The organism is Streptomyces yunnanensis, assembly GCF_029011865.1.
GTDB lineage: Bacteria > Actinomycetota > Actinomycetes > Streptomycetales > Streptomycetaceae > Streptomyces > Streptomyces yunnanensis.
Genome location: NZ_CP095749.1, coordinates 1003037 through 1016985, shown reverse-complemented (window position 1 = coordinate 1016985; position 13949 = coordinate 1003037). Strand labels below are relative to the sequence as shown.

General features: G+C 67.5%; 12 protein-coding genes, 1 pseudogene and 1 CRISPR repeat array (1 of these 14 cut by a window edge). Of the genes and pseudogenes, 8 read left to right on the top strand and 5 right to left on the bottom strand.

Translation table 11 applies throughout. From position 1 onward, the window contains the following. Window positions 1-88: a CRISPR direct-repeat array (repeat unit 28 nt; unit sequence GAACAACCCCCGCGGGTGCGGGGACGAC) (it extends 185 nt beyond the left edge of the window). Between the two features lie 37 nt (window positions 89-125). Then, a complete protein-coding gene (locus MOV08_RS04145) occupies window positions 126-434 on the top strand; it encodes a DUF6415 family natural product biosynthesis protein (RefSeq protein WP_275306306.1) in 309 nt (102 codons plus the stop codon). A gap of 931 nt (window positions 435-1365) precedes the next feature. Next, window positions 1366-1800, top strand: a complete 435-nt coding sequence (locus tag MOV08_RS04140; protein ID WP_275306304.1) for a DciA family protein — start codon at window positions 1366-1368, stop codon at window positions 1798-1800. Here MOV08_RS04140 and MOV08_RS04135 read toward each other — a convergent pair. Together MOV08_RS04135 and MOV08_RS04130 are read right to left on the bottom strand one after the other, a co-directional pair. After that, window positions 1750-2673 (bottom strand): AMP-binding protein, encoded by a 924-nt coding sequence (locus MOV08_RS04135; RefSeq protein WP_275306302.1) that lies wholly within the window; start codon window positions 2671-2673, stop codon window positions 1750-1752. The two genes, MOV08_RS04140 and MOV08_RS04135, sit on opposite strands and share 51 nt — an antisense overlap. Then, a pseudogene (locus MOV08_RS04130) lies at window positions 2670-2906 on the bottom strand (AMP-binding protein); the annotation flags it as partial. The pseudogene MOV08_RS04130 and the gene MOV08_RS04135, both read right to left, overlap by 4 nt. Before the next feature lie 132 nt (window positions 2907-3038). Here MOV08_RS04130 and MOV08_RS04125 point away from each other — a divergent pair. The 4 genes from MOV08_RS04125 (at window position 3039) to MOV08_RS44050 (ending at window position 9136) form a co-directional block, all read left to right on the top strand. Then, the gene (locus tag MOV08_RS04125; protein WP_275306300.1) at window positions 3039-3716 is read left to right on the top strand and encodes a hypothetical protein; all 678 of its coding nucleotides are present in this window, start codon (window positions 3039-3041) and stop codon (window positions 3714-3716) included. Between the two features lie 37 nt (window positions 3717-3753). Further along, window positions 3754-6942: a glycosyl hydrolase family 18 protein gene (locus MOV08_RS04120; protein WP_275306298.1), complete on the top strand. Its 3189-nt coding sequence runs from the start codon at window positions 3754-3756 to the stop codon at window positions 6940-6942. 952 nt (window positions 6943-7894) lie between these two features. After that, complete coding sequence (locus MOV08_RS04115; protein WP_039629532.1) at window positions 7895-8089, top strand: hypothetical protein; 195 nt, start codon at window positions 7895-7897, stop codon at window positions 8087-8089. Window positions 8090-8132: 43 nt separating this feature from the next. Beyond that, window positions 8133-9136, top strand: a protein-coding gene (locus MOV08_RS44050) for a winged helix-turn-helix domain-containing protein (protein ID WP_420834125.1) whose coding sequence is annotated in 2 segments — window positions 8133-8148 and window positions 8148-9136 — 1005 coding nt in all. The coding sequence is not laid out codon by codon here. 91 nt (window positions 9137-9227) lie between these two features. On the opposite strand, the gene MOV08_RS43750 is transcribed toward MOV08_RS44050, so the two are convergent. The 3 genes from MOV08_RS43750 to MOV08_RS04095 all read right to left on the bottom strand — a co-directional run bounded on the left by MOV08_RS43750 (window position 9228) and on the right by MOV08_RS04095 (window position 10648). Next, window positions 9228-9806 (bottom strand): alpha/beta fold hydrolase, encoded by a 579-nt coding sequence (locus tag MOV08_RS43750; protein WP_338057135.1) that lies wholly within the window; start codon window positions 9804-9806, stop codon window positions 9228-9230. Continuing rightward, window positions 9803-10228: an epoxide hydrolase N-terminal domain-containing protein gene (locus MOV08_RS43745; protein ID WP_338057134.1), complete on the bottom strand. Its 426-nt coding sequence runs from the start codon at window positions 10226-10228 to the stop codon at window positions 9803-9805. The genes MOV08_RS43750 and MOV08_RS43745 overlap by 4 nt, the downstream gene beginning before the upstream one ends. A 228-nt stretch (window positions 10229-10456) precedes the next feature. After that, complete coding sequence (locus MOV08_RS04095; RefSeq protein WP_275306297.1) at window positions 10457-10648, bottom strand: helix-turn-helix domain-containing protein; 192 nt, start codon at window positions 10646-10648, stop codon at window positions 10457-10459. 464 nt (window positions 10649-11112) lie between these two features. Here MOV08_RS04095 and MOV08_RS04090 point away from each other — a divergent pair, with 464 nt between their 5' ends. Together MOV08_RS04090 and MOV08_RS04085 are read left to right on the top strand one after the other, a co-directional pair. After that, entirely contained in the window at window positions 11113-12735 is a 1623-nt protein-coding gene (locus tag MOV08_RS04090) for a hypothetical protein (protein ID WP_275306295.1), read from the top strand. Between the two features lie 61 nt (window positions 12736-12796). After that, complete coding sequence (locus MOV08_RS04085; RefSeq protein WP_275306293.1) at window positions 12797-13945, top strand: hypothetical protein; 1149 nt, start codon at window positions 12797-12799, stop codon at window positions 13943-13945. The last annotated feature ends 4 nt before the right edge of the window (window positions 13946-13949 follow it).

Below are 13949 nucleotides of genomic sequence, written 5' to 3'. Positions count from 1 at the left end.
AACAACCCCCGCGGGTGCGGGGACGACGGCACGATCCGCGAGGGTGCCGGCAGTCTCCGGGAACAACCCCCGCGGGTGCGGGGACGACCGCCGATGGGTCAGCTGCGGCTCCAGTCGACGAGGGCATGATTCGTTCCACTCTCGTCCGCGCACAGGATTTGCGTGACACCTCGCTCTGCACCGACGAACTGGCCGAATTGGACGGTTTGTTGCGCGGACACATCGCAGTTCTTCTGCCGGAAGCCCAGGCAGCGACGGACAAGCTCTGGCGCGGAGGCATGGAGTGGTCCCGGCGGACAGGCCGGCTGTCCGAAATCCGGTTCCGGTCAGAGCAGGGCCTCGGCGCGGGCCGACTGTCTGCGCTCGTCCAGATCAACCTGCTCGCCCGGGACTGCGAGTGGCTCCTCGCCGACCACAAGGAGCGGCACGAGTGACCATGGACCTGAAGCCGGACCGCCGGATGCGGTGCCGGCGGCAGGTTCGAGGGCACGGCGTGCTCGTGGCGCGGACGGTGAGGGACACAGACGGCCGGCAGGGACGGGGAAGGAGCAGAGTCTCGGACGGACCTATCGGCCCCACCGCGCGAGATGCCGGGCAGGAGCGCGATCGGGAGGCGAACGAAAACGAAGGCTCGACCGAGTCGCTCGGAGCCACAGGCCCATGACCTCGACACGCAGCGACGTCGCCGCCCTCCCGGCAGACACCTGCCACCAGGCAGAATCGCAGAATCAGGGTCAGCCACACGACGGCGACGTTTCACCATCGAGCTGCGAAGCCACCACCTCGAGGTCGGTCAGCCGGCCGAGGCTGGAAACGGGGACAACCTGCCCGCTCCGACCGAACTCCTCGCTGCCGGGGAGCCAACCCGTTCCCTGAATCCTCCCGACACCAGGCGAGACCCACCGATTGCAACGCCCCGACCTGCGGAGCCGCCAAACAGGCAGGTGGCGATCCCGCCCGAACCTCATTCGGCTCCGAGAGGCCATGGGATCAGACGGGTGGACCGGCCTGACACGTGTTGCCCCGATACAAATCAGCGCCACCCACAGAGCCCGGAAGCACGCCCAGCCGATCAGGCCGGCGGCCTTGTGGACAAGACGGCTGTATGAGCGATTGGTTAGCTGTCCAAGGCTCAAGAATGGCGCTTACGGTAGCCACAATTCACCCCACATCACCGGCATGTGTGTAAGGTTCAAGTCCCCCCTCGGACACCTGGACCTCGGCTTCACCCCGTGGGGCAGGCATGAGCGGCGATGAGCTGTCCGGCGTCGACCTGGCCAGGGTCGCGCTGCGGGCCGCGATGGAGGCGGCTCGGAAGAACGGCGGCGGCCGTATGGCGAAGTCGAAGCCGCGCCGGTCCGTACGGTGCTGCGCGACGGACGCGAGCCCATCGGCCTCGGAGCGGCGATCGGCGCAACGGTCACCGGGCGCGCGGGAGAACTCCCGGCCGGCGCCTCGCTGCGTGAGCAGTGGGCGGCCATTGCCCCCGAACTCGCCGGGCACGTCTCGGCCGTCGGCTTCGACCCGGACTCCGGTCAGCTCACCGTGTGCCCGGAGTCGGCGGCGTGGGCGACGAAGGCCCGCCTGGAGCAGACCCGCATCGTCGCGGCCGCCAACGAGGCAGCTGGCCGCACCGTCGTGCGCGTCCTGCGGATTCTGTCGCCCGGCGTCGTGCCCCCGCCCGAGCCGGCCGACGTCGCCCTCAGCCGCCGAACCGGGGGCGGTGCGAAGCGGGACGGGACGCCGACATCAGCGGTCGGCGTCCCGTCGCGAGGGTTCACTGATCGAGCAGGAGGCTGATCGTTGAGGGTCCGGCCCGGTTGCCCCGGTGTCCGGCGCGGTCAGCTCGCAGGCGGTATGGGAGAGGGCGAGACGGTCGATCTTGCCGGTCGAGGTGCTGGGCAGGGACGGGCGCGCGGTGATGAGCGCCGGGACGGCGGAGGGCGGCAGCTGGTTCGCCAACTGCTTGTGCAGTCGGGCGGGCAGGCCCGTGTCGTCCGTCTCTACATGCAGGACCAGCCGGGGCCTGCCGCTCGCTGCCTGGTCGGTCAGCAGCGCGGCCGCGCGCACGCCGCCGAGGTTGAGCTGGCTGTCGACGCGGCCGAGGAACATGTACCGACCGTCCGGCCGCTGCTGCACCCGGTCCCCGGTGCGGTACACCCGTTCCTGACCGTCCGGGCCGGGCAGGCGCAGCAGGAGGAACGCCTCCGCGGTCTCATCTGGCCGGGCCAGGTAGCCAGTGGTCAACCCCTGGCCGCCGAGGTAGAGCTCACCAGCCTCCCCGGCTGGTACCGGCTGCTGGTGGGCGTCGAGGACCCAGGCGCGTACGCCGGGCAGCGGACGGCCGATGGGCACGGGGTCCTCGCCCGGGCTCAGGTGTTCGGCGACGAGCGCTTCCACGCACGTCTCGGTCGGGCCGTAGGCGTTGGCCACGTCGTACCGGCCGATCCACTGCTCCAGCGGGCCCAGGTGCAGTGCCTCGCCGCCGAGCACGATGCGCCGCAGGTGGGGCAGGTCGGTGAACGGCACGGCCGCCAGGTAGGTCGGGGTGCTGGTGAACGCGGTGATCTTGTGTTCGGCCAGGAAGCGGGCAGGGCCGGGCCGGGGATGCGGTCGCGCGGCATGGCGATCTGCAGGCGAGCCCCGGTCGTCAGCGCGCCGAGGACCTCCCACAGCACCGCGTCGAAGGTCAGAGCGGTCAGCTGGGCGATGCGGTCGGTGTGCGTGAGAGCGGACCAGGACGGCAGGACCGCCGCGCGGGCGGCTACGGCGCGGTGGGAAACCAGGACGGGCTTGGGGGTTCCGGTGCTTCCGCTGGTGTGCCAGATGCAGGCGGTCACCCGGCGTGCGATGCCGTGCGGATGACTGAGATGTACGTGATGTCGCCCGGCGCAGCGTTGATTCATCGTTTATAGGAAATTCATCGTTTTCTGGCGGACTGGTAGGGGCTCGGCGACAGGATGCCGAGCCTCGGGTTTGGCCACGACATTGTCATGTCCTCGGCGTGTTTGTGTGACGTTGTCCCAGGAGCGCTCCGGATGGTGGACACGCGGCAGGAACCGGATTTCAACTCGCTGAGAGGAAGACCATCCATGCGTCTGACGAGGCTCCGTTCGCGTGCCACGGCGGTGATGGCCGGACTGGCCGCCGCCCTGGCAACTGTGGGAGTGACAGCCGCTGCTGACGAGGCATCAGGTCCACATCCGGCAGCGGTGAGCGTGACGCCGGTCGCTGACACTGCGCCGGGTCCGGCCGGTAAGGACAGACAGGCGGACGCGCGGCGGCTGACCTCGCAGCGGTCGCCGAGACTCGCCGACGCAGACGACGGGACGGTCAACACCGACTACTCGATCGTCAACACCGCCGTCACCACCTCGCGGGTCTGGTACAAGACGGTCCCGGCCCCGCCGTTCCGACTCACGGACATGGGGGTCGCGGTGATCTGGCAGATCCCCAGTGATCGCGCCGCCTACGACAAGCACAAGAACGACTGGATCGGCATCTACGAGGGGAACGGCACCAAGGGCACGCGCGTCTACTGGGACTGGACCTGCCCCAGCTCCGACTACAAGGAGCAATGCGGGGAAGCGTTCGGCGCCACGGTGATCGCGACCGGAAAACTGACCCACGGCAAGGAATACACGGCTGCCTACTACTCGGACGGCGGGGCCTCGAGCAACGGAACACTGCGCGCGACCTACACCTTCTGGGCGTGACCACATGAGCCTCGAAATGGTGAGACACCGTTCCCGCATGTCTCTCTGGCGGCGCGGGGCGAGGTGGCGCGGCGCGACGTGGGCTGTGATCGGTGCCCTGTTGGTGTCCCTGGCTGTGAGCTCGGGGCCCGGTATCGCGCAGGCAGCCACACCCACGCAGCCCCGCACCCAGCAGGATGACGGGCATGAGACGGCGGACCGGTATCTGGAGATCGTCGGGAATCTGCGCAACACCATGACGCGGAACGGCAACGGGCAAGCCCAGCCCGTCGCGGACACTCCGGGCGTGGGGCGGGTGATGCAGCAGCCGAACTGGCAGATCATCGGCATCGGAGCTCTCGGGGGCCTGGACCAGAACGCGGTGCAACTGGTCATCGATCCCAACGACCTCTACGTCCGGGGCATCTACGTACGGGCTCGGAACGTGCTGTATGCCTATACCCGCAACGGTCAGACAGACGGGGAAGTCTATATCCCGCAGGACGTCCAGAATTCCCTCGATCCGGATCTAAGGCGGGTGCCCCTGTCTTTCGCCGAGAGGTACGGCAACGTTTACGGCATCGAGCTGGGTGCAACACCGCTGCGCAATGCGGTGCGGTACATCGCGGCATTCGACGGCAGGACCCTGGACGATCTACGGGAGTCTTTCGAGCGTGTGATCATGCCGATCGCCGAGGGCGCCAGGTTCGGCATCTTCGCCGGTCGTATCGCCCAGGCGATGCGGGGCGGGCAGCAGACGTTCCACCTGGACGCAACGCGTGCCGGGGACACCTGGGTCGAGTACCTGATCCACAACTGGACCGCCCTGTCCGACCGCATCCGGCAGGCCGCTCAGAACGATCCCAGGGCCGAGGGAACAGAGTTCACCCAGAGGCGCACCTTTGAAAACACCCAGCACGGACACACGTTTCGCTACTTCCTCTCCTACCTGGACATTGCCAGGAGGATTGCCACGCTGAAGCCCCCGCCGCGACGGAAGGGACGGGTGGGGATCGCGCCCGTGCCGCGTGACGGGGAGCCGAGGATCGGGCCGCCGCCGGGCGCCTCGAACGACAACGAGAAGTGCCGTCCGGACGGGATGCCACGCACGCCGGGTGTGGATACGCCGTACTGCCTCGCCTATACCGGTGAGGGCCGGGAATGGATGGGCAAGACCCACGACCGGCGGGTGATCGGGTACTTCGCCGGATGGCGGACCGGCAAGGACGGAAGCCCGGCCTATCGGCCGCAGAACGTCCCCTGGGGCCAGATCACGCATCTCAACTACGCGTTCGCACACGTCACCGACAACAAACTGGCGGTCGGCGACCAGGACGTGGAGAACATCCGGCTGCTGAACGAGCAGAAGGCCGAGCACCCGCGCGTCAAGACGCTGATCTCGGTGGGTGGTTGGTCCCAGACCCGCGGGCTCTACACGCTGGTGACCGGCAGCGACGCCCAGTCGAAGATCGACACGTTCGCGGACTCTGCGGTGGAGTTCATCCGGCAGAACCACTTCAACGGCGTCGACATCGACTTCGAGTACCCGACGTCGCTGGAGAACACCGGAAACCCCGAGGACTGGCCGGTGTCCAACCCGGTGCGTGGGGAGCTGACGGCCGGATACGGCAAGCTGATGAAGACGTTGCGGGAGAAGCTGGACCGGGCCAGCGCAGCCGACGGCACGTACTACCTGCTGTCCTCGGCCGTGTCCTCCTCGGGGTATCTGGTGCGTGGGATGGAGAACCACGACCCGGCCAAGTACCAGGACTACGTGGACGTGATGGCGTACGACTTCCACGGCACCTGGAACGGGTATGTCGGCCCCAACGCCCCGCTGTACGACGACGGCAAGGACACCGAGCTGGCCGATGCCGGGGTGTACTCCACCAAGGAGTACGGAGGCATCGGGTACTTCAACACCGACTGGGCGTTCAAGCACTTCCGCGGCGCGTTGCAGGCGGGCCGGATCAACATCGGCATCCCCTACTACACCCGCGGGTGGAGCGATGTGTCCGGTGGCAACCAGGGCATGTGGGGCACCTCGAAGATGCCCGACCAGTCCCAGTGCCCGGCCGGGACCGGTAGCGGGCCCGGCGCGCCGCCCGGCACCAGACCGTGCGGGGAGGGCGCCCGGGGGATCGACAACATCTGGCACGACACCACCAACGCCGGCGGCGAGTTGCCGGCCGGCACCAACCCGATGTGGCACGCCAAGAACCTGGAGGCCAACATCGAGCCGAACTACGGCTCCCAGGTGGGGCTGGACCCCGAGCGCAACGCGTCCGACAGGCTGACCGGCAACTACGCCCGGCACTGGGACGACACCACCAAGACGTCGTGGCTGTGGAACGAGCAGAAGAAGACCTTCCTGTCGACCACCGACACCCAGGCCGTCGATGCGGTCGCCGACTACGTCACCCGCAGCGGCGCCGGCGGCGTCATGATCTGGGAGCTGGCCGGCGACTATTCCTGCCCTGCCACCCCCACCGCCGAGAACCCGTGCGGGATCGGCTACACCATGACCAGCCGTCTGGACGAAAAACTCGGCCACGCCGGTGACTACGGCAACTCCCGTGCCGCCGGAAGCACCGCCCAACTCCCCGCCCGGACCGCGAACCTTGAGGTCGACCTGGCCGACTACCCGGCCGGGTCGGCCAAGCTGTACCCGTTGGAGCCCAAGGTCCGCCTCACCAACAACACGGGCAAAGCGATCGGCGGCGGTGCGGAACTCTCACTCGACATCCCGACCTCGACCTCACCGCTGGTCAAAGACGGCAACTGGCAGGGCAGCGACACCCCCGACGGCCTGTGGAGACTCACTCCCGGACACACGGGCCCCAATGCCGGAACCGGCCTGAAGGGCGACTTCCACCGCGTCACCACCAAGATCGAATACTGTCAGGTGATCCCCGCAGGGAAGAGCATCAACATCCCGATCAAGTACTACCTGCCGATCACCGGCCCCGCCAACGCCACCTTGACCACCTCCGGCGGCACCTACGGCCTCGCCTCGGACAACCGGCGCGGCGCGGAGGATGCCGGCGAGGTCGCCGACACCGGCTGCAACGCCCCCGACTGGGACGCCGCCAAGGCATACGACCCGGCCACACAGTCACACGAAGACGTCACCGTCAAGTACAACGGCCACTACTGGCGCGCGAAGTGGTGGACCCAGAACAACGCCCCCGGGACCGGCCCTGACGCCGACCACGAACCCTGGAAGGACCTCGGCCCCACCTCCTGACTGGATCGTCCAACCCTGACAGGACAGCGGCCTCAGACCCCCGGCGGGTCTGAGGCCGCGCCCGGTTCTGGTGTTCCTCCACCGGGATCGTTCTGTGGGTGTGTCAGTGCCACAGGTTGAACAGGCGATGGCGACCGCTTCGGGCGGAGACGCACGGAGGGCCAACGTCTGGTAGCAGAAGGTGGCGGCGAAGGCAAAGGCCGCCGTACCGTCCGGATATCCCTGAGGCGCGATGTATGCGGAGCATCCCCCATCGAGGAAGCTGCGGGCCATGGCGTCGTTTCCGAATCATGCAGCCGGTGGAGAGCGCCACCGGCTTGGCCAGACACCCCAGCTCAGCTGTGCTGAGTAGGGTCGGGGACCGGCTGTGGCAGCACCTTCAAGGCACGGCGGATGGCCGTTCGCGCCTGCGTCAGGGCGCCGGGCGCGCCCGGGTTGCCCAACAGCTGGAACGCCAGGAGCAGTTCCTTCGTCCCTTGCACGACGCCCGAAAGCTGCTTTGTCGGAATGCTCGACTTTCGCTGCCGATCGGCCTCCCGTAGTCCGTCCTTGGTACGCGCGGGCGGTGACCGGTCGGGCACCGCCTATGGGCATCGGGTGGGGTGACGGGGAGTCGGTTGATGCCCTGATGTTGCCGCGGCCTCAAGGGCCGCGGTGCCTGCGGTGGTCAGTCGCCATCGCTTTCCGAAATGACCGCGGACGGCGGACAGCTCGGTGTCACCAGTTACCCACCCCCTGTCCGCCAACCGTTTGACGGCGGCGTCTGCCTTGCGGCCCAGCTTCCCCATCTCGCGCCGCGGCTCGGCTGGGTCGGATGGTGGGCTGGCTGCGCGCCGGGCGGAGGGTGAACACGCTCCCCTCAGCGATCAGTTGCAGCAGCTTCACCTCCGCGGGAGTCAGCGGCGCCGGAGCCCCCAACGTGCGTACCTGCCGGACGTACTCCAGGCACCGCGTGCAGTTCGCCGGGGTGTTGACCGGCTCGCTCAGGCGCAACGGCCTCGCCTGCGCGGTCGCGGACCTGGTCAAGGGCGAGGGCTCCGCGCAGGATGAGCAAGCCGTCGCGGTCGAAGGTGAAGCCGGAATACGCGACCTCACCAGTCCCGAGACCGGTCTCGAACCACCGGGGTTACTGCGGTTTTCGGCGTGAAGTCGTTGGTGACGACTGGTGATCCCTGCGGTACGCCATGTTCATGCGGTACGCGCAAGGGGTGGCCTGAACGCCGAACGGCGGCAGGCCCGCGAACAGATCCGGCTGGAGGCTGCGGGCCGCTTCGCCCGCGGTGAGAAGAACGCGCGCATCGCGAAAGAACTGCGGGTCACCGAGCGGTCCGTGGAACGCTGGCGACGCAGATGGCACGAAGCAGGCGAGCAAGGACTGGCTTCACGAGGATCACCAGGACGCCCCAAACTGTCGGACACCCAGTTCGCCCTCCTGGAGCAAGAACTGGCCAAGGGGCCCGCGGTCCACGGCTGGGCTGACCAGCGGTGGACCCTGTCCAGAGTCCAGACCGTGATCGGCCGGCGCTTCCACCTCACCTGCTCGGTGGCCGCCGTGTGGCGGCTTCTGCACCGCCACGGTTGGTCCTGGCAGGCCCCCTCCCGACGCGCCCTGGAACGCAACGAGGAGGCATTCTCGATGACGCCGCCACGTGCCAACACCTGGGGCCCATGTGGCCAGACGCCCGTCGTGCGGGTCCGCGGCCGATCCTGGCGACGCTGGTCCATCGCCGCCCTGTGCTGCTACAAGTCAGGCAAACGGTCCAGGCCGATCTACCAACCCCGCCCCTACCGAAGGCGGAAGAACGAACGCAAGAGCTTCGACTGGACCGACTACCGAGACCTCGTCCGACGAGCCCACCTCCAGCTCGGCGGGCCCGTGATGCTGATCTGGGACAACTTAAACACCCACCTGACGGCAGGCATGCGCGAATACATTGCCGAGCATGACTGGCGCACCGTATTCCAACTCCCCCCATACGCACCCGACTTGAACCACGTGGAAGGGATCTGGTCACTCCTGCGACGCGGCCCACTGGCCAACGTCGCGTTCGCCGACAACGAGCACCTCGTCCGCACCCTCCGACGCGGTCTACGACAAATCCAATACCGTCCCCACCTGATCAACGCCTGCCTCACCGAGACAGGCCTCACCACCAGCAACAAACACCCGACAACACGCCGAAATCCTCAGTAGTCACACACGCGAAGGCGTTGCGAGTAATAGTCACGACCTGTGGATTGGTTCGGGTTGTCCGCACGCGTTGTTCCGAGGTGTCGTGCGGTGTTCAGCGGAGGTTGCGGAGGAAGGTCCGGAGGTCGGTGAGGAGGAGGTCGGGGGTTTCCAGGCCCGGGAAGTGACCGCCACGGGGGAACTCCGTCCAGTGGACGATGTTGTCGGTCCGTTCGGCAAGATGGCGTACGGCCACGGAGGTGTCAGCCGGGAAGGAGGCCAGGCCGGTGGGGGTGGAGGAAGGCTCGGTAGCGCCGGCGAAGCCCGTGCCCGCGTGGGCGGTTTCGTAGTAGATCCGGGCCGAGGACGTGGCGGTGCCGGTGAGCCAGTAGACCATGACGTTGGTCAGCAAGGTGCCGCGGTCGATCACTTCTTCGGGCGACTCACGGCAGTCGGAGAAGGCTTTGAACTTCTCCAGGATCCAGGCGAGTTGGCCGACCGGAGAGTCGGTGAAGGCGAATCCGAGGGTCTGCGGGCGTGTGGACTGGAGGATGCCGTAGCTCATCTCCTCACGCTGATTGCGGGCGCGGCGGGCGGCGGACGCGCGCATGCGGACGATCTCCGCTTCGGTGAGGCCGGCCGCCTCCTGCTCGGTCGGCTCGGCGGTGGCCGTGGCGGACAGGAGCGTGGTCACGTGGATCCGAAGCCGGGCAGGGACAGGACGACGACGTCATGGCCGTCGGCGGTGAGCGGCTCGACGAGCGCGGTGTGTTCGAGGATCGAGCCGGGCCAGCCGTGCATGAGGACCACGGGCAGCGTGTGGGGCCTGGGGGCACGGGCGTGGATGAAGTGGAGGTTCGCGCCATCGATCTCGGTGGTGAACTGGGGCAGCTTGTTCAGTTCGGCCTCGTGGGGACGCCAGTCGTAGGCGTGGCGCCAGGAGGCCGCGAGGTCTCTGAGGTAGGCGGGTGGCACGCCCTGACTCCAGCCGATGCCGGGCATCTCGTCGTCGGGCCAGCGGGTCCGGTCGAGCCGTTCATGCAGGTCGGCCAGCGCCGCCGACGGAATGTCAATACGGAACGGGGTGAACTGACCGGAGGCGGATTCTGCGCTCATGAACCGACCGTAGGCGGCATTGCGGACGGAAAGTGTCCGCAGTCTTCACCCTGTCATGAGGTCAGGAGGACATCACGGCGCTCTGTCTGTCAGGCCGCGAGAGGTTTGGGTCGTTCGATGAGGTGGCCGCGTTCGAAGCGGGCTCTCGTCCGGGCCGGAGCCCGCTTGGAACGCGGCCACCTCATCGAACGCCCCGAGGCTCACGCAGCCTGAACAACCTCAACTGATCTACAGATTTTGGCAATTGCTCACAGCTTCGGCGATCGCAGTGATGAGGGAGTACCGGTCAAGGGTCAGGCGGCCGGCTTCGACGTCTTGAACCCAGTGTTCTGACCGGCCGAGGAGACCAGCCATTTCAACTTGCGTAAGTCCTGCGGCACTTCGGGCGATGCGCACGCGTGTGCCGATGTGCTCGCTCATGCCCTGAGGCATACTGAACTCCGTTCTGCGGTGACATCAGAACGGCACCCGCGGGCAAGCCCCGCGAGAACGGCGATCGGACCCTGCCTCGACGGGGGCCGTCGCGTTTCGGGGGCTGGGCAGATGCCTCGGTCTTCCGGGTGCGACAGGTGAGGGCAGGCAGCAGCGCGGGCATTCGACAGCCTCGTTACGTCTTACCGATGACGGCAACTACCAGAAGAGGGCGCCGCCAGCACCCTGCCGAGGGCCTCGTTGTATACCTCGGGCAGCGGCGCCCGTCCCCTGCAGCGCACGTCAGACGGAGTAGCTCAAGCTGCCGTCGAACGCGGTGGCGCGCACGGTGGGGTCATGGCCGTGCGCGTCGTCGTGTACCCGCCGGACGACTCTGGCGGCCGTCACGTGCGCGCGGACGGCGAGATCCTCGGCACGGTCTACTGCCTGCTGGGATCGTTCGGTGGCGAAAGGTGGAATCGGTGCATAGCTTCCAAGAACGCCGACGGGCGACGGCCTGGCTGCAACAAGGCCGCGTCGGCGACGGCATCACGGAACCCACCGGAGCTGAGGTGACCGAGGATGCCGCATCCGGCGCGCTGGAGGCGGGGAAGCTGTACCGCTATGTCGCCGGTGTCGACCAACAGGCGCGCTCGCTGGACCCGCAGGAGGTACAGCAGCTGGGAGACCCGATGGCGACGGTCTTCTTCCGGCAGGGCCGGTTCCCGATGACGGTCCAGGATCTCCTTGCCGGCCTGCCCCAGCCGGAAACCACAGCCAACCAGCAGATCTACCTGACCAGCGAGGCCGGGCAGATCCTACCCGGGGCCGATTTGCCGCGCGACCCAAGGTTCGCCATCGCTCGCGCTATCGCCGGCCGCGAGGCGGACCTGCTGATCAGCACGGGTGCCACGGGCGACCCCGCCACGACGTTCCTCCAGGTCGCCGCCTGGGACCAGGCTGCCGGCGTTTTCAACTACTACATGCGGCGCACGCCCGTCTGGGTCTGGGCGGGCAATTCGTGGTTGTCTCTGACCTCCGATTCGCGTGGACACGGATGCTTCGACAGCCACGTCAACGGCAGCGTCGTGATGAAGGAACTGAAGCAGCCGTGGATCAACTGGCAGTCCCAGTCCGCAACGATTCAGCTCGCCCCGGACGACCCGCTACGGAGCAACCCGCTGTACCAGCAGGTCGTCGGCGGCCAAAACCTCGAACTCACGGTCCGTTCGCTGGTCAGCCGTTGGACGGCGGCGCGCCTGGCCGCCGTCACGGCCGACGGGCGCGTGGCGCACCCCGACCACTTGATGCGCCATCTGTTCACCACGACCACGGTCAACCTGGCCAGTTCGGCGACGCCCAGTGCGGTCGTCACACCGTCCAGCGGCGACCTGGCGCTGCCAGCGGGATTCTGGCTGAACACCGACGCCCTCCTCACCGACGAGCTCGCCCTGCCGGTGAGCTCAGCCCTGCCCATGGCGCCCGCGGCCCACTACGTCGCCAGCTTGACCACCTTCGGCTTCCGCCTGGAGGAGAAGACCAGTGGGTTCTCCCAGCCCGGTGACACCTTTTTCGCTTTCGTCGTACCGGAAGCCGCCTACGAGGACTACGACGTCGTGCTTCAGATGGTGCGCAAGAAGCTCATTACTGCCAAGTTCGCCGCCTGCGCGCTCATGCTCGATTTCACCAACCCGGTGTTCAGCCCGGAGCGCGCACGACTGATGACATACGTGCCCACCGTGGCGACCGCCGTCGCAGACCTGGAGGGTCAGATCGTCCAGGCGATCTCACGAGCCGCCGCTACCCTGCAGCCCGACAGCCCCGAGCGGCGGTTCACCGCCGACTGGGCGCTGCCCGCTGCCGACTGGCCCAAGGCGTTCGCCCAGCGCATCGACGACTACCTGGCCCATGTCACGAAGCTGATCGGCGCGTCCGCCGCGTTCGACGACTATGTCCGGTTGGCCGAGTCCCGTCGCCGTGACTTCAAGGCGATGCGGCTCAACGAGTTCGAGCTCACCCTGCCGACTACCAACATCCCCGGGGACGCGCCCCGTCTTCGGATGCGCGAGGACGGCACGGTCGAACCCAGGCCATAGCAATGCCTCCCGGGGCCCACCCCGTTCTCGGTCACGTCACACTTGAGCGAAGGAGCCCACCATGAGCACGATCGACTCTTATAGCCCGCCCGGGAACCTCGACGATCTCGACGACACCGGGCGGAAGGTCTGGAACAATTTCATCAGCGATAGCGTCGAGCAGGCGGTCAAAGGCCCCGATTCCAGCAAGGTCCTCAACGACAGCCCCCGCAGCCAGTTCTACGACCTCACCAAGACGGGCACCGCCGCCGACGCCCAACAGGCCACTGTCACCTGGACTGCCTTCCCCCGCCGGATCAAGGTCAGCTCCCTCAGTGACGCCCAGCGCTGGCAGCGCGCCGACGCCAGCCGGGACGTCCAGGACGAGTACTGCGAGTGGAGCATCACCCGCGACCCCACCTCGGGGAAAATCACCAAGGTCATGTTCACCTGCGAAGGCCCCGAGTACTGGAACCTGCTCGCGCAGTCCGACCCTGCCAAGGTCCTCCAGCTCTACCAGACCCACATCAGTCCCGACGTCAAGCACGGCGACCTCTTCGGGGCCACTGGCACCTACCAGCCGCGTAACCGGTGGAACGACTCCACCACCCACGGGGCCATGCATCTCGTCCAGGTCAACAACACCCTCGGCGCCGAGATCGAGCTGGCCGCTGCGGCCACCATCGTTCGCGTTATCAACGGCTCCGAGCTGACCACCGAGCCGGACCTCGTCCAATGCAGTCAGTACGGTGAACCGGAACGCAACAGTGATCCACACATCGGCGGAGCCGTCAACGCCCTCGCCCGCCAGAAGGCCGACATCTCCCTCGCCGACCCGGTCGGACTCTACTTCGACGACTTGAAGACCGACGGCTGGGTCACCCCCGACGGCTCCGACCCCAAGGGCTACTGGACCCGCCAACGCGGCGACGCCGTCCACCCCGTACGGTTCGTCTACGAGGTGCCCCAGAGCAAGGGCTTCACCGTTGGGGACATCACGATCAACGGCAGCCCCATCCAGTACGGTGCGCAGATCGCCGACTACATCAGCATCAAATTGACCGCGGTCGCCTGCCGCTTCGGACAGAGCGGAACGCCACCGCAGACCACGTGTGTCCAGTTCCCCGCTGCCCCGACCGATGCCACCGAAGCCGCCAAGCACATCAGCGCGCTGTCCCTCCAGGGCTACCACGCAGCCCCGCACCCCATCTCCCGCACCCGCCGTCGCTGATCCC

What these genes read in the sequence shown, in the direction of transcription:
- MOV08_RS04120 (WP_275306298.1), top strand. Translation starts at nt 3,754, where the DNA reads ATGTCTCTCTGGCGGCGCGGGGCGAGGTGGCGCGGCGCGACGTGGGCT.
- MOV08_RS43745 (WP_338057134.1), bottom strand. Translation starts at nt 10,228, where the DNA reads ATGAGCGCAGAATCCGCCTCCGGTCAGTTCACCCCGTTCCGTATTGAC.
- MOV08_RS04145 (WP_275306306.1), top strand. Translation starts at nt 126, where the DNA reads ATGATTCGTTCCACTCTCGTCCGCGCACAGGATTTGCGTGACACCTCG.
- MOV08_RS04125 (WP_275306300.1), top strand. Translation starts at nt 3,039, where the DNA reads ATGGTGGACACGCGGCAGGAACCGGATTTCAACTCGCTGAGAGGAAGA.
- MOV08_RS04085 (WP_275306293.1), top strand. Translation starts at nt 12,797, where the DNA reads ATGAGCACGATCGACTCTTATAGCCCGCCCGGGAACCTCGACGATCTC.
- MOV08_RS04095 (WP_275306297.1), bottom strand. Translation starts at nt 10,648, where the DNA reads ATGAGCGAGCACATCGGCACACGCGTGCGCATCGCCCGAAGTGCCGCA.